Annotated in this window: 19 protein-coding genes and 1 pseudogene; 9 read left to right on the top strand and 11 right to left on the bottom strand. The window is 66.6% G+C overall.

The window, feature by feature from the left end:
• Window positions 1-302: 302 nt before the first annotated feature.
• The 4 genes from K2L43_RS18105 to pyrF form a co-directional block, all read right to left on the bottom strand.
• Complete coding sequence (locus tag K2L43_RS18105) at window positions 303-1,277, bottom strand: succinylglutamate desuccinylase/aspartoacylase family protein (protein ID WP_047349383.1); 975 nt, start codon at window positions 1,275-1,277, stop codon at window positions 303-305.
• Window positions 1,274-2,266 (bottom strand): tripartite tricarboxylate transporter substrate binding protein, encoded by a 993-nt coding sequence (locus K2L43_RS18100; protein ID WP_255580489.1) that lies wholly within the window; start codon window positions 2,264-2,266, stop codon window positions 1,274-1,276. Before K2L43_RS18100 ends, K2L43_RS18105 begins: the two co-directional genes overlap by 4 nt.
• Window positions 2,267-2,387: 121 nt before the next feature.
• Window positions 2,388-3,284, bottom strand: a complete 897-nt coding sequence (locus K2L43_RS18095) for a LysR family transcriptional regulator (RefSeq protein WP_088888065.1) — start codon at window positions 3,282-3,284, stop codon at window positions 2,388-2,390.
• 17 nt (window positions 3,285-3,301) lie between these two features.
• Window positions 3,302-4,126, bottom strand: coding sequence for an orotidine-5'-phosphate decarboxylase (pyrF, locus tag K2L43_RS18090; protein ID WP_041839097.1), 825 nt, complete (start codon window positions 4,124-4,126; stop codon window positions 3,302-3,304).
• Between the two features lie 107 nt (window positions 4,127-4,233).
• On the opposite strand from pyrF, the gene K2L43_RS18085 reads away from it, so the two are divergent.
• Window positions 4,234-5,133 carry a DMT family transporter gene (locus K2L43_RS18085; protein WP_220638178.1) on the top strand — a complete coding sequence of 300 codons (900 nt, stop codon included), beginning with the start codon at window positions 4,234-4,236 and terminating at the stop codon, window positions 5,131-5,133.
• A gap of 67 nt (window positions 5,134-5,200) precedes the next feature.
• Here the strand turns inward: K2L43_RS18085 and K2L43_RS18080 are convergent, their stop codons facing one another.
• The 6 genes from K2L43_RS18080 to def all read right to left on the bottom strand — a co-directional run bounded on the left by K2L43_RS18080 (window position 5,201) and on the right by def (window position 9,687).
• The gene (locus K2L43_RS18080) at window positions 5,201-6,406 is read right to left on the bottom strand and encodes a phosphoglycerate kinase (RefSeq protein WP_220638177.1); all 1,206 of its coding nucleotides are present in this window, start codon (window positions 6,404-6,406) and stop codon (window positions 5,201-5,203) included.
• 89 nt (window positions 6,407-6,495) lie between these two features.
• Window positions 6,496-6,831, bottom strand: coding sequence for an AzlD domain-containing protein (locus K2L43_RS18075; RefSeq protein ID WP_047349385.1), 336 nt, complete (start codon window positions 6,829-6,831; stop codon window positions 6,496-6,498).
• Window positions 6,828-7,577, bottom strand: coding sequence for an AzlC family ABC transporter permease (locus K2L43_RS18070; protein WP_220638176.1), 750 nt, complete (start codon window positions 7,575-7,577; stop codon window positions 6,828-6,830). Before K2L43_RS18070 ends, K2L43_RS18075 begins: the two co-directional genes overlap by 4 nt.
• A complete protein-coding gene (gene fmt / locus K2L43_RS18065; RefSeq protein ID WP_220638175.1) occupies window positions 7,574-8,629 on the bottom strand; it encodes a methionyl-tRNA formyltransferase in 1,056 nt (351 codons plus the stop codon). The genes K2L43_RS18070 and fmt overlap by 4 nt, the downstream gene beginning before the upstream one ends.
• Window positions 8,630-8,662: 33 nt before the next feature.
• The gene (locus K2L43_RS18060; RefSeq protein ID WP_047349388.1) at window positions 8,663-9,178 is read right to left on the bottom strand and encodes a hypothetical protein; all 516 of its coding nucleotides are present in this window, start codon (window positions 9,176-9,178) and stop codon (window positions 8,663-8,665) included.
• Window positions 9,175-9,687, bottom strand: a complete 513-nt coding sequence (gene def / locus K2L43_RS18055; protein ID WP_011807132.1) for a peptide deformylase — start codon at window positions 9,685-9,687, stop codon at window positions 9,175-9,177. The genes K2L43_RS18060 and def overlap by 4 nt, the downstream gene beginning before the upstream one ends.
• Window positions 9,688-9,889: 202 nt before the next feature.
• On the opposite strand from def, the gene K2L43_RS18050 reads away from it, so the two are divergent.
• Both K2L43_RS18050 and dprA read left to right on the top strand, forming a co-directional pair.
• Entirely contained in the window at window positions 9,890-11,149 is a 1,260-nt protein-coding gene (locus K2L43_RS18050; RefSeq protein WP_255580488.1) for a LysM peptidoglycan-binding domain-containing protein, read from the top strand.
• Between the two features lie 52 nt (window positions 11,150-11,201).
• The gene (gene dprA, locus K2L43_RS18045; protein ID WP_220638173.1) at window positions 11,202-12,362 is read left to right on the top strand and encodes a DNA-processing protein DprA; all 1,161 of its coding nucleotides are present in this window, start codon (window positions 11,202-11,204) and stop codon (window positions 12,360-12,362) included.
• A gap of 211 nt (window positions 12,363-12,573) precedes the next feature.
• Here dprA and argC read toward each other — a convergent pair whose 3' ends face one another.
• Window positions 12,574-13,506 (bottom strand): N-acetyl-gamma-glutamyl-phosphate reductase, encoded by a 933-nt coding sequence (gene argC, locus K2L43_RS18040; RefSeq protein WP_011807129.1) that lies wholly within the window; start codon window positions 13,504-13,506, stop codon window positions 12,574-12,576.
• A 175-nt stretch (window positions 13,507-13,681) separates the two neighbouring features.
• Here argC and sucC point away from each other — a divergent pair, with 175 nt between their 5' ends.
• The 6 genes and pseudogenes from sucC to K2L43_RS18010 all read left to right on the top strand — a co-directional run bounded on the left by sucC (window position 13,682) and on the right by K2L43_RS18010 (window position 18,640).
• Window positions 13,682-14,842 (top strand): ADP-forming succinate--CoA ligase subunit beta, encoded by a 1,161-nt coding sequence (sucC, locus tag K2L43_RS18035; RefSeq protein ID WP_011807128.1) that lies wholly within the window; start codon window positions 13,682-13,684, stop codon window positions 14,840-14,842.
• Window positions 14,843-14,861: 19 nt separating this feature from the next.
• Window positions 14,862-15,755: a succinate--CoA ligase subunit alpha gene (gene sucD, locus K2L43_RS18030; RefSeq protein ID WP_015914606.1), complete on the top strand. Its 894-nt coding sequence runs from the start codon at window positions 14,862-14,864 to the stop codon at window positions 15,753-15,755.
• Between the two features lie 155 nt (window positions 15,756-15,910).
• Window positions 15,911-16,009, top strand: a pseudogene (locus K2L43_RS18025) (TerC family protein); the annotation flags it as partial.
• Window positions 16,010-16,347: 338 nt separating this feature from the next.
• On the top strand, window positions 16,348-17,163 hold the full coding sequence (locus K2L43_RS18020; RefSeq protein ID WP_220638172.1) for a Stp1/IreP family PP2C-type Ser/Thr phosphatase: 816 nt from the start codon (window positions 16,348-16,350) through the stop codon (window positions 17,161-17,163).
• Between the two features lie 104 nt (window positions 17,164-17,267).
• A complete protein-coding gene (locus tag K2L43_RS18015; protein ID WP_220638171.1) occupies window positions 17,268-17,903 on the top strand; it encodes an FHA domain-containing protein in 636 nt (211 codons plus the stop codon).
• A gap of 233 nt (window positions 17,904-18,136) precedes the next feature.
• On the top strand, window positions 18,137-18,640 hold the full coding sequence (locus K2L43_RS18010; RefSeq protein ID WP_220638170.1) for a pilin: 504 nt from the start codon (window positions 18,137-18,139) through the stop codon (window positions 18,638-18,640).
• Window positions 18,641-18,741 lie beyond the last annotated feature (101 nt).

The raw sequence follows: 18,741 nt of genomic DNA, 5'->3' as shown, positions 1-18,741 counted from the left end.
CAAAAATAGTGTGAACAGGCCCTAGAGGGCGGGCGAGACAAAGAGATGTCAAGGACGTGTAACGTAATGTTATTCGGCAAAAACCTGCCTGTCCTTGAACGAGTTCAGCTTTTTGGGCGCGCAGGGGCTCCATCCCGTCCCAGAGGTGTTGCGACGGGTTTAAGGGTATTTTTGGCCCCTAAACCAATAAATACGGGCGCTAGTAGCTATCAGTATGGAAGCAAAACCTGCGCATGCCCCAGACGCTGCCACGCGGCCGGCCTGCCCTGCGCGGGCGAAGCACTGGCCGCTGGTCGTGCCGCCTACAGCGGCCGCCGCGTGGCGAAGCGCACCACCGTCACGCCGGCACGCGCCTGGCGGGTGCTGGGCATGACCAGCACGCAGTCGTCGTACGGCGTGGTGACGGGCTCGCCATCGTTGTCGCCGATCACGGTACCGGCCTGGGGAATCACCTCCAGGCCCGTGAAGGGCTGGGTGAAACGAAAGCGCTCGCTCCTGGCGACCACCGGGCCGGTGACCTCCAGCGCCCACTGGCGCGGCGCGTCGGGCAGGCGCCAGCCGGGCAGCCCACGTGCCAGGCTGGCGGAATCCACCACGCCGGCCGCTTGCAGGAAGCGCACGCACTGGTCCTGCGCCACGGCGCGGCTGGCCGGGTCGCCATGGAAGCCGCATTCGACGAGCAGCGAGCGCGTGTCGCCGCCCTCGGCATCGGGCTGGCCAAAGCGGCCATAGTCGCGCATGCGCGTGCCGTCCTTGTGGCCCGCGTCCACCACGATGTGCTCGGGCGCGGCCAGGGTGCGCGCGAGGTGCAGGTTGCGCGGCTGCATGCCGGTGAGCAGCAGCGGCGCGCAGGGCTCGTGCATGGAGTGCAGGTCCAGCAGCCAGTCGGCCTCGGCCACGAAGGGGCGCAGCGCGGCCGCGCGCCGGCGCTCCAGCGTGTCGCCGGCGTCCATGCGCGCATCCACCCACTGGCGGTTGAGGTCTTCGTCCACGAAGCGGGCGGCGTCGTGGTGGTGGGGGTCGAACCGGTCGAACGCGGCCAGATTGCACAGCGCCAGCGTGAGCGTGCCGCGCGCGGGGCGCAGGCCGGCTTCCAGCAGGCCCTTGAGCGCCCAGGCGCCGCACAGCTCGTTGCCGTGCACGAGGGCGCTGATCATCACGTGGCGGCCCGGCGTGCCGGAGTCGAAGCGCCACACGCCCTCGGTGCCGGTGTTGCCGGCGCGCCAGGCGCCGAGGTCGGGCGCGGTCAAAGTGAAAGGCAGGGGAGCGCTCATCATTCTTCGATCTTGGCGAACTCGATGATCTTCTTGTACTTGGCGACCTCTGCGGCGAGGAATTTGTCCACGTCCAGGCTGGGGGATGCCACGGTGGAGCCCGCGGCTTCCATTCGCTTGCGGAAGTCCGGCGACTCCAGCGTCTCGTTGAGCGCCTTCTTGAGCCGCTCGGCCACGGGCTTGGGCAGGTGGGCGGGCGCCATGAGGGCGAACCAGGTGCCGATGTCCACGTTCTTGTACTGCGCCGATTCGGCCAGCGCCGGAATGTCGGGCGCGACGGTCGAGCGCTTGGCCTCGGTGGTGCCCAGGGCGATCACTTTGCCGCTCTTGATGTGCGGCAGGCCGCTGGAGAGCACGAACACGCCGAACTCCAGGTTGTTGCCCACCAGGTCGTTGGTGAGCGGCGCCACGCCGCGGTAGGGGATGTGCGTCATGAACAGCTGGCCCTGTTCCTTGATCATCCCGCCGGCCAGGTGCAGCGAGGTGCCCACGCCCGAGCTGCCATAGCTGAGCTTGCCGGGGTTCTTGCGTACGCGTTCGGTGAATTCGGCCAGGTTCTTCACGCCGGTGCCAGTGCTGGCCACCAGCACCAGGGGCTGCGAGGCCACGAGGCCGATGGCGGTGAAGTCCTTGATGTCGTACTTGACCTTCTTGGTCACCAGCTTGTTGATGGCGATCTCGTTGCTGGCGCCGACCAGCAGCGTGTAGCCGTCGGGCGCGCTGCTGGCCACCTTCTGCGCGCCAATGGCGCCGCCCGCGCCGCCCAGGTTCTCGATCACCACGGGCACGCCCAGGCGGTTGGACAGCTCCGCGCCCACGGCGCGGCCGGTCAGGTCGGTGCTGCCGCCGGGCGGATAGCCCACGACGATGGTGATGGGCTTGCTGGGGTAGGCGGGCGCTTGCGCGAAAGCGGCAGGGCTGGCAGCGGCGAGCAGCGCGGCGCTGGCCAGCAGCGCGCGGCGCAACGGGGCGGGGATGCGGGAAGTGTGCATGGCGTTTTCCATAGGCAGGTCGAGGTGGGTGCCATTGTGGAAAGCGCACCGTGGCTGCGTCGTGCCGAAGTGGCACCAGGCCGTGCATTGTGGGCACGCGGCCCGCGGGTTTATCCGGGGATCACTGGCGCGCCAACGTGGCCCACAGCGCCTCGGCCCAGGGCGAGAGCCGGCGCTTGGGCCGGTACATGCGCACGTCGAAGCGCACCTGCATGCGCTCGTCGCCCGCGCGGGCCAACCGCCCCGACTGGCAGTCGGCATGCACCATGGACCAGGGCAGCCAGGCCACGCCCAGGCCGCGCAGCACGTACTCGTACTGCGCGTCGGCCGAGTCGCATTCCACCACGCGCGCCAGGCGCGGCGCCAGCGGGTCATGCGCCAGGCGGTCTTCCACCAGCCGGCCGAGCGCCAGCGTGTGCGAGTAGGCGAGGTAGGGCACCGCGTCCGTGCCGCCAAAGTGGTGCAGCGGCGCACCGCCGGCGCGGGCGCGGGAGACGGGCACCAGGCGGTCGCTGGCGAGCGTGAGGTGGGTGAACTGCCGTGCGTCCAGGCGCACGGCGAGCGAGGTGTGGTGGTAGGCCAGGGTGAAGTCGGCCTCGCCACGCTCGATCATGGCCACGGACTCATCCAGCGCACAGGTGCGCACGCGCAGCTCGCCGCCCGCCAACACGGGCTGTATGCGGGCCAGCCAGTCGGCCACCACGGTGCGTGCCAGGGTACGACCGGTGGCCAGGGTGACGGTGCGCGCCTGCCGCCCTGCGATGGCACGCAACTCCTCGTGCGAATGGGCCAGGTTCTGCGCCATCTGCTGCGCGGTTTCCAGGAAGGCCTGCCCCGCGGGCGTAAGCCGCACGGGCCCGCCGCCGTCGCGCTCCGTGAGCGGCGTGCCGGCCCACGCCTCCAGCGCGCGGATGCGCCGTCCGAACGCCGGGTGCGTCACATGGCGCAGTTCCGCCGCGCGGGTGAAGCTGCGCTCATGCGCCAGGGCGATGAAGTCCTCCAGCCACTTGAGTTGCATGGCCGGAAAACGCTGGGCTAGGCGCGCGCGGCGTTGAGCGCGGCGCGCGTGGCCTGGGCCGCGTTGCGTGCGGCCGCGGCAAAGTCCGCACCGCCCGAGGCATAGAGCACGGCGCGCGAGGAGTTCACGATGATTGGCCCGTCGGCGCGCAGCCCGGCGCGCACCGTGGCGGCTGCGTCGCCGCCCTGCGCGCCCACGCCGGGGATCAACAGCGGCAGCGTGGGTGCGAGCGCGCGCACGCGCTCTATTTCTTGTGGGTACGTGGCGCCCACCACCAGGCCGAGCTGGCCGTTCTTGTTCCAGGGGCCCTGCGCCTGGCGGGCCACGTGCTCGTACAGCAGCGGCTGGCCTTCGACGCTGGCCAGGCGCTGGGCCTGCAGGTCATCGCCACCGGGGTTGGAGGTGCGGCACAGCAGGAAAGCACCCTTGCCGTGGTAGGCCAGATAGGGCTCGATGGAGTCAAAGCCCATGAAGGGCGAGAGCGTCACGGCATCCGCGCCGTAGCGCTCGAAGGCCTCTTTGGCGTATTGCTCGGCCGTGGAGCCGATGTCGCCGCGCTTGGCGTCCAGGATCACGGGCACATGCGGGGCGTTGCAGCGCATGTGCTGCATCAGGCGCTCCAGCTGGTCCTCGGCACGGTGCGCAGCGAAGTAGGCGATCTGCGGCTTGAAGGCGCACACCAGGTCGGCCGTGGCGTCCACGATGGCGGCGCAGAAGTCGTAGATCTTGTGCGCCTCGCCACGCACGGACTCGGGAAAGCGCGTGGGTTCGGGGTCCAGGCCCACGCACAGCAGGGAGTCGTTGCGCGTGGTGGCGTCGCGCAGCATGTCAAGAAAAGTCATGTCCGTGATTTTAGGCAACACCGTGCCGCTGCCGTGCGCCATGGCGTCCTGGTGTTTTCGCGGGCGGCTTCGGCAAGGACGGCGCCTGCCCGGCACAATCGCCGTCCATGCCTGCCCTTTCCCGCCGCCAGCTCGTCGTTCTTGCCCTGTTGACCCTGGTGTGGGGCCTCAACTGGCCGGTGATGAAGATGGGTGTGGCGCACTTTCCGCCGCTCACCTTCCGCATGGCCTCGCTGTGGCTGGGCCTGCCCATCCTGGCCGCGGTGATAGGGGTGCGCAAGCTGCCCTTCACTATTGCGCGCGCGCATTGGGGCCGCGTGGCGCTGCTGGCGCTGACCAACATGGTGCTGTGGCACGTGCTCATGATCCTGGCGATCCCGCAGCTGTCCAGCGGGCGCGCGGCCATCCTGGGCTACACCATGCCCATCTTCTCGGCCGTGCTGGGCGCGCTGGTGTTCGGCGACCGCCTGGCCGGTCGTGCGTGGATGGGCGTGGGCGCGGCGCTGGTGGGCGTGGTGCTGCTGCTGTGGCATGAGATCGGCGCGCTGGGCGGCAGGCCCCTGGGCGTGACGTTGATGCTGGTGTCTGCCGCGAGCTGGGCCATGGGCACGCAGCTGCTGCGGCGCCTGACCGTGCCGGTGCCGCTGCTCACGCTGTCGTTCTGGATGGTGGCCATCACCTGCGTGGTACTCACCGTGCTGGCGGTGGCGTTCGAGCGCGAGCGCTGGGTGGCACCCGACGCCCAGGCCTGGGCCGCCATTCTCTACAACGGGCTGCTGGCGCTGGGCTTTGCGCAGACGGCGTGGTTCTTCCTGGTGCGCACGCTGCCGCCCGTGGCCTCCACGCTCAGCGTGATGATGATTCCGGTGCTGGGCGTGTTCAGCGGCGCGCTGTGGCTGGGCGAGGTGCTGCACTGGCAGGACTGGACCGCCGTGGGGCTGATGGCCGTGGCCATCGGCACCGTGCTGTGGCCGGCCCGCGCCGTGCAGGCGCAGGAGTTCAAGTAAAAAGAGCTGCTAGCGCTTATGCAATAAGCGCAAGCAGCTCTGATTTTTATAGCGTTCTGGGGCGGGATCAGCCTGCCGCGCGCTTTTGCAGTATTTCGATGGCCGGCAGGGTCTTGCCCTCCAGCACCTCCAGGAACGCGCCACCGCCGGTGGAGATGTAGCCCACGTCCTTCTCGATGCCGTACTTGGCAATCGCCGCCAGGGTGTCGCCGCCGCCGGCGATGCTGAAGGCGCTGGATTCGGCGATGGCCTGCGCGATGGCCTTGGTGCCGCCCGCGAACTGGTCGAATTCGAACACGCCCACGGGGCCGTTCCAGACGATGGTGCCCGCGGCCTTGAGCTGCGCGGCCAGTTGGGCCGCCGTCTCGGGGCCGATGTCCAGGATCAGGTCGTCCTCGGCCACTTCGCTGGCCTTCTTCACGGTGGCGGGTGCGTCGGCCGCGAAGGCCTTGGCGACCACCACGTCGGTGGGGATCGGCACCTCGGCGCCGCGCGCGGCCATGGCGGCGATCACGGCCTTGGCTTCGTTCACCAGGTCGGGCTCGGCCAGGCTCTTGCCGATGGGCAGGCCGGCCGCCAGCATGAAGGTGTTGGCAATGCCGCCGCCCACCACCAGGCCGTCCACGTTCTTGGACAGGCTTTGCAGGATGGTCAGCTTGGTCGAGACCTTGGAGCCGGCCACGATGGCGACCAGCGGGCGCTTCGGGTTGGCCAGCGCGGTCTGGATGGCGTCGATCTCGGCGGCCAGCAGCGGGCCGGCGCAGGCCACCTTCGCGTACTCGGCGATGCCGTAGGTCGTGCCCTCGGCGCGGTGGGCGGTGCCGAAGGCGTCGTTCACGTAGATGTCGCACAGCTGGGCCATCTTCTTCGCCAGCTCGGGGTCGTTTTTCTTCTCGCCCTTGTTCAAGCGGCAGTTTTCCAGCAGCACGACCTGGCCGGGCTGCACCTGCACACCGTCCACCCAGTCGGTCACCAGCGGCACGCCGTTCTCGTACGGGTGGCCCAACAGCTCGCCCAGGCGCTGGGCCACCGGGGCCAGCGAATCCTCGGGCTTGAACTCGCCCTCGGTGGGGCGGCCCAGGTGGCTGGTCACCATCACGGCGGCGCCGGCTTCCAGCGCCATCTGGATGCAGGGCACGGAGGCACGGATGCGCGTGTCCTCGGTGATGCGGCCGGCGTCGTCTTGCGGCACGTTCAGGTCGGCACGGATGAACACGCGCTGGCCACGGGCCTGGCCCTGGGCGCAAAGGTCGGAAAAGCGAAGGATGTGCATGGGAACAGTGGGTGAGTGCGCCGCGCCGTCACGGTGCGGTCATGAAAACTGCGCGGATTGTAGGCGCCTGGTAACCGCGCCGTAACTCTCTACCAGCCCAGCCCGATGTGCAGCGGCAGGTACACCGCCATACCCACGACGATGGTGCCCAGGATGCCGCGGCGCCAGAAGTAGTAGCCCGCGGCGGCGGCCACGGCGGGCAGCCGTGCGTCCTGCAGCGTCTGGATCAGCGCGCCCTGGGTCATGACCAGCTCGGGCGCGATCACCCCGGCCAGCGCGGCCAGCGGCGCGTACTTCAGGCCGCGGCGCAGCCAGTCGGGCATCGGCAGGTCGCGCTCGGGGATCATGAAGAACGCGCGCGTGAGCAGGGTGATGCCCGCCAGCCCCAGGATGGCGATGGCCGGCTCGATCCAGGCACCGTTCATGTGTCGCCCCCCGCGGCGCGGGTACGCGCACGCCGCAGCGCACGCTCGGCCGCTTCGGCGGCCAGCCCTGCTGTGACGGCTGCGGCGATCGCCACCAGGATGTTGAGCTTGAGCGGCAGCGCGAAGGTGGCCACCGCCGCCGTGCAGGCCACGGCCGTGGCGAGCCAGGTGGCGCGGTCGTTCAGCATGGACAGCAGGATGCCCAGCAGCGCCAGCACGCCCGCAAAGCCCAGCCCCCAGGACAGCGGGATGGCGTTGGCCAGCACGATGCCTGCAATGGACGGCACCTGCCAGGCCAGCCAGTTGGCCGAGGCCGCGCCCCAGAAATAAGGCACCTGCTCGGGCGCAGGCACGGGCTTGGGAAAGCGCTTCATGAAGCTCACGAAGATCACATCGCCGCTGAAGTAGCCCAGCGCCAGCCGGTGGCGGCGCGGCAGGTGGGCGAAATAGCTGCGCCACATGCTGCTGAAGATCACGAAGCGCAGGTTGACGCAGGTGGCCGTCAGCCAGATCACCCACAGCGGCGCGCCCGCCACCATCAGCGGCAGCACGGCCAGCTGTGCGCTGCCGGCATACACCGCCAGCGACATGAACAGCGCCATCGGCAGCGACATGCCGCTCTTGGCCATGGCCACGCCCGTCACCAGGCCCCAGGCGCCGATGCCCAGGCAGGTGCCGGCCATGTCACTGGCGCCCTGGCGGAAGGCCGGGTCGCGCAGCTGGGCGCGCAGGAAAGGCAGACTCATGGGGCGGCGCCCAGCACCATGCCTGGCGCCAGCGGGAAGCCGCGCAGGAAGTCCTCGGCGGGCAGCCGCTTGCCGCCCGCGCGTTGCAGCACCGTCAAGCGCAGCAGGCTGCCGGCGCCGCAGGCCACGCCGATGCCGTCGGCATCTATAGACAAAATCTGGCCGCAGGCCGCATCCAGCGTGCGCGAGCAGCTATCTATTTCGCAGCGCCATACCTTGATGGCATCGGCCCCCAGCGTGGTGGCCGCGCCGGGGAAGGGGTCGAAGGCACGCACGCGCCGGGCGATCACCTCCGCCGGCTGGTTCCAGTCGATGGTGCTTTCCGCCTTGTCGATCTTGTGCGCGTAGGTCACGCCCTCGGCCGGCTGCGGTGTGGGTTTGAGGCCCCCGCAGGCGGCCATCTCCAGCGCCTCCACGATCAGCCGCCCGCCCAGCTGCGCCAGCCGGTCGTGCAGCGTGGCGGTGGTATCGGCGGGGCTGATGGCGGTCTTTTCCAGCAACAGCATGTCGCCGGTATCCAGGCCCGCGTCCATCTGCATGATGGTCACGCCGGTTTCCGCGTCGCCGGCCTCGATGGCGCGGTGGATGGGCGCCGCGCCGCGCCAGCGCGGCAGCAGGCTGGCGTGGATGTTCAGGCAGCCGAGGCCGTTCTTTGCCCCCACGCTCCCCGCTGCGCGTGGTTCGCTGCCCCCCAGGGGGGCTTTCTCGCCTTCGGGCGGCCGTGCGGCGCTCATTGTGTTGAGCACCCACTGCGGCAGGATCAGCCCATAGGCGGCCACCACCATCACATCGGCCTGCGCAGCCTCGATGGCGGCTTTGGCGGCCGCTGCGTCCTCGGGGTATTTGCCATCCAGGCGCAGGCTCAGCGGCTGCGCCACGGCGATGCCGTGCTGCAGCGCGCACTGCTTGACGGGTGAAGCCTGCAGTTTCAAGCCGCGGCCCGCGGGGCGGTCGGGCTGGGTCAACACCAGGGGCACGGTGAATCCCGCGGCCAGCAGGCGCTCCAGGGCCACGCGCGCAAACTCGGGCGTGCCGGCAAAAATGACTCTCATACAACGCGTGGAATAGCGGCCCCGGGGTGGGGCTCAGTGAAAGGGGTCGTTGTCGTTCAGCCGCTCGTCCGTGAACATCACGCGCTGCACGACGCCCGCCGGGTCGATGTGCACATGGGCCTGGCGGGGCTCTCCATTGTCACGAAAGCGGTAGGTCCAGATATCGCCATTGAAGCGCGCCACCTTCTCCACCAGCGCAGGCGGGCCGAAGGTGCGTCGCACGGCTGCGCGCGTATCGACGCCATTGCGCAGCGCATGGAAGCGCTCCAGCGTCAGTACCTGCTCCACCCGCACCAGGCGTTGCCGGGCGTCAAAGTCGAGGTGGTAGACCTGTTGGCCTGCGGGCTGGCGGCTGTAGACCAGCCGTTCTCCGCCTTCAGGGAGCATTACGGTCAGCGTGGGTGCGCCCATGGTGCGCTCGATGTCCGCACGCGGCGTGCCTGCTTTCTGCCATTCGGGTACGGCGCAGGCCGCCAAAAAAACAGCCAGCAGCAGTGCGCTCCAGCGGAGCCGGCGCGGTGCGGTTGCGTGCGCCGGCAGCGGGGTCATGCGCGTTCGGCCTGCTTTTGCTGCTTCAACAGCTTGGTCTTGATGCGGTTGCGCTTCAAGGGCGACAGGTATTCCACGAACACCTTGCCCAGCAGGTGGTCCATCTCGTGCTGGATGCACACGGCCAGCAGGCCCTCGGCCTCGATCACGCGCGGCTGGCCGTCGCGGTCCAGCGCGCGCACGTGCACGGCAGTGGAGCGCTCCACGCCATCGTAGATGCCAGGCACCGACAGGCAGCCCTCGTCGCCCACCTGTTTCTCGGCACTGGCCCAGGTGATCTCGGGGTTGATCAGCACCAGCGGCGTGTCGCGCTCTTCGGAGACGTCGATCACCACGATGCGCTCGTGCACATCGACCTGCGTGGCGGCCAGGCCGATGCCATGGGCGTCGTACATGGTGGCGAACATATCGTCCACGATGGCGCGCACGCGCTCATCCACCGCCGTCACGGGCTGGGCGACCTTGTGCAGGCGAGGATCGGGGTAACAGAGAATCGGAAGAATTGCCATGGCAGAGCGCTCAATATGTCGCTATTTTCGCCACTTTTGCCCGCCATTGCGGCGCCCAATCACAATAATCGTTGCCCGATCAAGGGCTTGGGCACAGAATCTCAAATGGTTTGTAATGTATTCGCGGCAGTTTCTTCTGTAAAACAATTAACTGCACCGCAGCGAGAGGGGCGTTTTTCCAATGAATGACACGAGGAACAATATGGCGGCTCAGGCCCGTATGCGCGTGACGGCGCTCGGCGCACTGGCTTTGTTGGCGGGTGCCGCCATGGCACCGGCGGCGCAGGCCCAGAATTACCCGATTACTTCCGAGCAGCGCGCCACCGCGCAGCAGGTGGCTTCACGCGGCGTTCCCCTGTCCGAATTGGCCGCCAATGCGCCCGATACCTACGTGGTGAAACGCGGAGACACGCTGTGGGGTATTTCCGGCATGTATTTGAAGCGCCCCTGGCGCTGGCCGGAACTGTGGGGCATGAATCTGCAGTCCATTCCCAACCCGCACCTGATTTTCCCGGGCCAGACGCTGTACCTGGAAAAGGTGGACGGCTATGCCCGCCTGAGCACCAGCCGCAAAGGCGCGCCCGAGACCGTGCGCGTGTCGCCGCGCACGCGCTATGACAGCCTGGCCGGCACGGCGCTGCCCACGCTCAAGCCGCACCTGATCGAACCCTTCCTCGTCGAGCCTCTTGTGGTGGACGAGCTCGCGCTGCAGCAGGCCCCGCGCATCGTGGCCACGCGCGACGAACGCATGATCATGGCCAACGGCGACCGCGCCTACGTGCGCGGCCCTGAAGGCAGCCCCCTCGTGATGGCGCCTGGCGTGCCGCGCCAGTACCGCGTGTTCCGCAACGCCATTCCGCTGAAGGATCCGCACACTGGTGAGGTGCTGGGCTACGAAGCGCAGTATGTCGGCCGCGCCGAACTGGTGCGCAGTGAAACTACCACTCCAGTGCCCCAGAGCGATGTAGCGCGGGGCAAGAGTTCCAGCGAGGGCCGGGGGGAAGTGCTGGAGGGGCAAGCCGACGGCACAGCGGTGGACATCGTTCCCGCCACGGTGGACCTGAGGGGCGCGAAGGAAGAGATCCGCGCCGGCGACCGCCTGCTGCCCGCACCACAGCGCAGCTTCAACAGCTACACCCCGCGGGCACCGCAGGGCCCCGTGGATGCCAGCGTGGTGTCGATCTACGGCAGCGCGGCCGTGGCCAACGCCGGCCAGAACCAGGTAATCACCATCAACCGCGGTACGCGCGACGGCATGGAAGCCGGCCATGTGCTGCAGCTGCTCACCAAGGGCGAGCGCTTCAAGGACAAGACCGACGAGCAGCGCGCCATGGTGCGCCTGCCCAGCGAGAGCAATGGCGTGGCGATGGTGTTCCTCACGTTCGACCGCGTGTCCTACGCCCTGATCCTGCAGTCGCAGCAGGCGGTGCGTGTGGGCGACCGTTTGGTCAACCCCGAGTAAGCCCCGGGCGCCGTCACCTGCGGGCGGCCGCTCCCCCGCCTTGTCACCGCGCATGCAACGCGACGAACTGGCCGCCTGGCTGCGACTGACGCTCACGCCTGGCGTGGGCAACGGTGCCGCGCGCAGGCTGCTGGCCGTATTCGGCCTTCCCCAGAACATCTTTGCGCAGGGCGAGAGCGCCTGGCAGTCCTGCGTCACCACGGCGCAGGCGCGCGCGCTCGCCCGCGTGCCCGAGGAGCTGGAGGCGCTGACCGAGCGGACGTGGCAGTGGCTGCTGGACGGGCGGGCGCCCGCGCAGCCGGCGCACGGCATCGTCACGCTGGGTGACGAGGCCTATCCGCCTGCGTTGCTGGCCACCGAGGATCCGCCGCTGCTGCTGTACCTGCTGGGTGCTCCGCAGTTCGTGCAGGGCGGCGCGCCGTTCGCGCCGGCGCACAGCCTGGCCATGGTGGGTAGCCGCAACCCCACGGCCCAGGGGGCGGACCATGCCCGGCAGTTCGCACGCGCTCTGCGGGAGGCGGGTTTGTGCGTCGTTTCGGGCCTGGCGTTGGGCATCGACGCGGCGGCGCACGAGGGCGCGCTGATCGATCCGCCCGACGGCGCCGCGCCCGCCACCATTGCCATCGTGGGCACCGGGCTGGACCGGGTGTACCCGCGTGCCAACAAGGAGCTGGCCCACCGCATCGCAAGCCATGGCCTGCTGGTCAGCGAATACCCGCTGGGCACGCCGCCGTTGCCGGCCAATTTTCCCAAGCGCAACCGCATCATCTCCGGCCTGTCGCAGGGCACCCTGGTGGTGGAGGCGGCGCTGGCCTCGGGCTCGCTGATCACCGCGCGGCTCGCGGCCGAGCAGGGGCGCGAAGTGTTCGCCATACCAGGCTCCATCCACGCGCCCCAGTCGCGTGGATGCCACGCGCTGATACGCCAGGGCGCCAAGCTGGTGGAGTCGGCGCAGGATGTGCTGGAAGAACTGCGCTGGCATGCGCCGGCAGCCGCCATCCCTGCGGAACAGCCCGCGTCCGAGGAGCCCCTCGCGCCGTCGTATCAATGTGTGCTGGATGCGCTGGGGTTCGATCCGCTGGGGCTGGACGCACTGGTGGCGCGCACGGGGCTGGATGCCGCCACGCTGCAGGTACGGCTGCTGGAGCTGGAACTGGAGGGGCGTGTCGCGCGCCTGCCCGGCGGGCTGTTCCAGCGCACGGGGCAGGCCTGAAAGCAGCGACGGCAATGCGCGCTTCGCGGTGCACGCCTGCGGGGCGGGGGCTTGCCGCGCGGCCTTGACCGCTCGGCGGATCAGCCGGCGCGGTACGGGCAAGTGTTTGCTATATAAAAATGAGCTGCTCGCGCTTGCTGTACATCCATTTCAAAGGATTTTTCCGTTGAAACCTGGATGAAATAAGCGCAGACAGCTATGTTTTTTGATGTTATAGCCCGAGCATCAACCGCAGGTTCTGCACCGCGGCGCCGCTCGCGCCCTTACCCAGGTTGTCCAGGCGCGCCACCAGCACGGCGTGGCGGTAGCTCTCATTGGCGAACACGCGCAGTTCCAGCTGGTTGGTGTCGTTGAGCGCGAGGGCATCGAGCTTGCCGTCCTCGGTGGGCGGCAGCACCTTCACCCACTGCTCGGGCGTATTGCTCTTGGCGTAATGGGCCGCCAGTGCGTCGTGCAGGTCCGCCGCCTTCGGCTGGCCGGGCAGCAGATCCAGATGCAGCGGCAGTTGCACCAGCATGCCCTGGCGGAAGTTGCCCACCGAGGGGATGAAGATCGGGCGGCGCGTGAGCCCGGTGTACTTCAGGATCTCCGGCAGGTGCTTGTGCGACAGGCCCAGCGCATACAGCTCAAAGGGCGCCGCCTGGCCTTGCTCGTAGGCCTCGATCATCGTACGGCCGCCGCCGGAGTAGCCGCTCACCGACGGCAGTGCCAGCGGGTGGTCGGCAGGCACCAGGCCGGCGTCGACCAGCGGGCGCAGCAGGGCGATGGCGCCGGTGGCATAGCAGCCGGGGTTGGATACGCGCGTGGCGCTGCGCACGGCCTCCAACTGGCCGGGCGCCAGTTCGGGAAAGCCGAACACCCAGCCCGGCGCCGTGCGGTGGGCGGTGGAGGCATCAATGATCTTGATGGCGCGGCCGGTCTCGGCAGTGATGGCGTCCACCAGCGCGACCGTTTCGCGCGCGGCATCGTCGTGCAGGCACAGCACAACCAGGTCCACACCGGCGATCAGTGCGCGCTTGGCGGCGGCGTCCTTGCGCAGTTCGGGGGCGATGCTGACCAACTCCACCTGGGGCATGGCCTGTAGGCGCTCACGAATCTGCAGGCCGGTGGTGCCTGCCTCGCCATCAATAAAGACCTTGGACATCAGTAGCTCCTGCAAGGGCCGGCCCAGGGATGAGGCCGGGGGCGTAAGTTATATCCACATCAATGGTGCGTCGCAGCATGATACATTTGCCGGCTGCCATTCCCGAGCATGCGGCTGTATTTCCGCTCTTCGGCAGAACGGGTACAAACACCATCCTTCCCCTGAGAGAGACCTCATGAAGATTCACGAATACCAAGGCAAGGAAATCTTGCGCAGTTTCGGCGTGCCCGTCCCGCGTGGCATCCCCGCTTTCACGGTGCAAGAAGCCGTGGAAGCCGCACAAAAGCTCGGCGGCCCCGTGTGGGTCGTGAAGGCCCAGATCCACGCCGGTGGCCGTGGCAAGGGCGGTGGCGTGAAGGTGGCCAAGACCATTGATGACGTGAAGGCACGCGCCAGCGAGATCCTGGGCATGCAGCTGGTCACGCACCAGACCGGCCCCGAAGGCCAGAAGGTGCGCCGCCTGTACATCGAGGATGGCGCCGACATCAAGAACGAACTGTATGTGTCCCTGGTCACCGACCGTGGCACGCAGAAAGTGGCGCTGATCGCTTCCAGCGAAGGCGGCATGGACATCGAGGAAGTGGCCCACTCCACGCCCGAGAAGATCATCACCGAGATGATCGACCCCCTGACCGGCATCACGCCCGAGCAGTCCAAGAAGGTGGCCGCAGCCATCGGCCTGACGGGCGCTTCGGTGGACCAGGCGGTGGACCTGTTCGCCAAGCTCTACAAGTGCTACATGGACACCGACGCGTCCCTGGTCGAGATCAACCCGCTGAATTGCGACTCCAAGGGCAACCTGATGGCCCTGGACGCGAAGTTCAACTTCGACGCCAACGCGCTGTTCCGCCACCCGGAAATCGTGGCCCTGCGCGACCTGGACGAGGAAGATCCGGCGGAAGTCGAGGCCTCCAAGTTCGACCTGGCCTACATCAGCCTTGACGGCAACATCGGCTGCCTGGTGAACGGCGCCGGCCTGGCCATGGCCACCATGGACACCATCAAGCTGTTCGGCGGCGAGCCGGCCAACTTCCTGGACGTGGGCGGCGGTGCCACCCCCGAGAAGGTCACCGAAGCCTTCAAGATCATGCTCAAGAACCCCAAGGTCAAGGGCATTCTGGTCAACATCTTCGGCGGCATCATGAAGTGCGACACCATCGCCACCGGCGTGATCACCGCCTGCAAGGCCGTGAACCTGCAGGTGCCGCTGGTCGTGCGCATGAAGGGCACGAACGAAGAGCTGGGCAAGAAGATGCTGGCCGAATCCGGCCTGCCCATCATCAGCGCCGACACCATGGCGGAAGCCGCCACGAAGATTGTCGAAGCCGTCCGTTAAGCAGGCCCGGAGATAAAACATGTCGATCTACATCAACAAAGACACCAAGGTCATCACCCAGGGCATCACCGGCAAGACCGGTCAGTTCCACACGGAAAAGTGCCAGGAATACGCCAACGGCAAGAACTGCTTCGTGGCGGGTGTGAACCCCAAGAAGGCCGGCGAGAAGATTTTTGACATTCCAATCTTTGGGTCGGTCAAGGACGCCGCCAAGGAAACCGGTGCTACCGTCTCCGTGATCTACGTGCCGCCCGCAGGCGCGGCCGCCGCCATCTGGGAAGCCGTCGAGGCCGACCTGGACCTGGCGATCTGCATCACCGAAGGCATTCCCGTGCGCGACATGCTCGAAGTGCGCAACAAGATGAAGGCCAAGGAAGCCGCCGGCGGCAAGCGCACGCTGCTGCTGGGCCCCAACTGCCCTGGCCTGATCACGCCGGACGAGATCAAGATCGGCATCATGCCCGGTCACATCCACAAGAAGGGCCGTGTGGGCGTGGTGAGCCGTTCCGGCACGCTGACCTACGAAGCCGTGGCACAGTTGACCGAACTGGGCATCGGCCAGTCGTCCGCCGTCGGCATCGGCGGCGACCCGATCAATGGCCTCAAGCACATCGACGTGATGAAGGCTTTCAACGACGATCCTGACACCGACGCCGTGATCATGATCGGCGAGATCGGCGGCCCCGACGAGGCAGAAGCTGCCCGCTGGTGCAAGGCCAATATGAAGAAGCCCATCGTGGGCTTCATCGCAGGCGTGACCGCTCCTCCGGGCAAGCGCATGGGCCATGCGGGCGCGCTGATCTCCGGCGGCGCCGATACGGCGGACGCCAAGCTGGCCATCATGGAAGAGTGCGGTTTCACCATTACCCGCAATCCTTCCGAGATGGGTCGCCTGCTCAAGGGCCTGCTGTAATCCGCGAGCCTGGCGCGGTGTAGCGCGCCAGGTTACGCAAAACTACGCACGCGCGAGAGGGTCTACCCTCTCTACACTGACAGCTCCAACACAAAAGAAACGCCAGCTTGGTTTACCCAGGCTGGCGTTTTCGATTCATAACACTGGAGCCATCAATGGAGTACTTGAGCAATGCCGATTTCTGGATCGGCCTGGTGAAGATCGTCTGGATCAACATCATTTTGTCGGGCGACAACGCTGTCGTCATTGCCGTACTGGTGGTGATGGTGGGCAAGCTGATGCAATCCCGCGGCGAACCTCGGCAGGCCTAAGAAGTCTGGCGCGCGTTAGTGCGACGGGAATGTGCCGCGACCTGACGGACATGTCCATGAAGTAGCAAAAATGGCAGCCAAGAAGGGCTGCGTAGGGCCTCTTTGCAACACACGTCAACGGGCCTGGCTTGCACGCGTTCAACATCATGACGGACCTGTCGCCCCGTGCGCCTCGACTATGATGCGCAGTCCCGCAATGCCGGTTGTGAGGGATATGCAGCGATGCCCTCCTCCACCGCATGTAAAGCGCCTTCGCGTGAGGCGTATCGCGGGAGCCTCTTATGAAACCTCTGCCGATGCTGAGCTACGAATTCTGCGCGTTGACGGACACGGGGCGGGTGCGCTCCAACAACGAAGACGCTGTGGCCATCCATGAGACGGCGCAGATGGTCATCCTGGCCGACGGCATGGGGGGCTACAACGCGGGCGAGGTGGCTGCCGGGATGGCGATCACCTACATCGGCACCGAGATGGTCCGCTGGCTGCAAGGCGACGGCTCCGCGGCATCGCCTTCGGAGGTACGGCATGCACTAGAGGCCTGTGTGGACAACGCGAACCACGCGATCCTCGGCGCCTCGATGTCCAATCCGCAGTACCTGGGAATGGGTACCACGCTGGTCGTCGGCGTGTTCCGTGACGACCGGCTCATTCTCGGCCACATCGGTGATTCGCGCTGCTACCGGTGGCGCGAGGGCCTCTTGCGGCAGATCACGCGCGACCACTCGTGGTTGCAGGAGCAGATCGACCTGGGACTGCTCACGCCGGCACAAGCAGCCGTTTCGGGGCAGCGCAACCTGGTGACACGGGCGCTGGGGGTGGATGTGTCCGTGCACATAGAAATCAACGAATTTCCTGTCGAGCCCGGTGACTTGTTCATTCTTTGCTCCGACGGCCTGACGGACATGTTGAGTGACGCAGATTTGGCCGAACTGGCGCGGATGCCCATTGCGCTACAAGATAAAGCGGCGCGCATGGTGGCCATGGCCAACGCCATGGGAGGGCGGGACAACATCAGCGTAGTGCTGGCGCAAACGCAACTCGCTCAAGACGCCAAAAAACGCGGCGGCCTCATGGCGCGCCTGCTGCGCACCTCGTGACCCTTCCGCCAAGCTCAGCCCGACCGCCAGGGCTTCATTTGCCTGTGCCCGGAAATTGCTACTTCCCTCTACTAGCTAAGTTGTTTGGATAAGGAAAAGTGATCATGCCCAGAATGGTCGTGTCGATCGATGGAGTTGTCATCAAGGAAGTCCCCTTCACCAAGGAACGCACAACGGTAGGCCGCCGCCCCTACAACGACGTGGTCATCGACAACCTTGCCGTCAGTGGTGAACATGCGGTCTTCCTCATGAATGGGGATGATGTGGAAGTGGAGGATCTGGGCAGCACCAACGGCACCTACGTCAATGGCAAGGCCATCAAGCGACAGCCTTTGCGCAACGGCGACACGGTGGAATTGGGGAAGTACAAGATCCGCTTCCTGCACGAAGAGCCTGGGCATGACTATGAGAAGACGATGGTCTTCAAGCCCGGCATGTTGCCGCCGCTGGCCAAGCCTGCGGCCCCTGCGCCAGTCGTGCTGAGCGCCGCCGTGCGGGTGATGAACGGCCCCGCCGCCGGCCGTGAGGTGGCTCTGACAAAAGTGGTTACCACCATTGGCAAGCCCGGCGTGGCCGTGGCATCCATCACCAAGCGGCACAGCGGCTTCGTCCTGGCTCATGTGGAGGGTGGGGACTTTCCGTTCCTGAACGGTACGCCCATTGGAGTGGACCCCATAACTCTCAAGAATGGTGACCGCATCGCTCTGGCCAGCACTGAGATGGAGTTTGTGCAGGGCTAGAGCGTGCAGAGGGCAACGCTAGTGTGGCGATCATTAGCGCTTCGCTTTTAAAAGCCGTTAGCGGCGGTTTTTCCATATATTCATGCACATGTGACATCCGGGTGCGACAAATATGTCATCTTGCGGGGTGAAGGTCGCCGGGATGGGAGTGGCAAGGCATCTGGGGCTTGGCACGATCCGTGCATGAAGATGGCAGTCGAAAGACGGATTTTTAACTCTCAAAGGAGTGATATATGAAGCGCTTTATGCAACAGGGTTTCACCCTCATCGAACTGATGATCGTGGTGGCCATCATTGGTATTTTGGCTGCTGTGGCCTTGCCTGCGTACCAAGACTATACGGTGCGTGCCCGTGTGTCTGAAGGCATGGTGGGTGTTTCTGCCGCCAAGGTCAATGTGGCAGACGTTCTGGCATCGGGCAATCCCACGTCTGACGCCAATGGCTATGCAATGGGCTATACCTCCCCGTCGGCAAGCCGCAACGTAACGTCCATCGCCATTGCTTCCGGTACTGGTGTCATCACGCTGACCACAACGGCGGCTGCAGGCAACGGCACTTTGATTTACACGCCCAACGCCCCTGTGGGTACGATACTGCCGGTGGGCACGGCTTCCTTTACTCCCCCAGCCCAGGCGACGCAATGGCGTTGTGCGGCGGCGGGAGCTTCGGCCACAGGTTTTGCAGGCTTTGCGGCAGGTTCTCTGCCGGCGCGCTTTGCTCCGTCCGAGTGCAAATAATTATCCCCTGTGTCAAAAAAGAGCGCCTTGGCGCTCTTTTTTATTGATGGATAATATTTCCGGCAGCATTGATTTGCGCAAGATATTCTGTTGGCTGTTTG

Origin of the sequence: Diaphorobacter sp. MNS-0, assembly GCF_019602835.1 — a bacterium.
Classification (GTDB): Bacteria; Pseudomonadota; Gammaproteobacteria; order Burkholderiales; family Burkholderiaceae_C; genus Diaphorobacter; species Diaphorobacter nitroreducens.
Note: the sequence above shows the minus strand (reverse complement) of the source record. Positions and strands in the feature narration are given on the sequence as shown.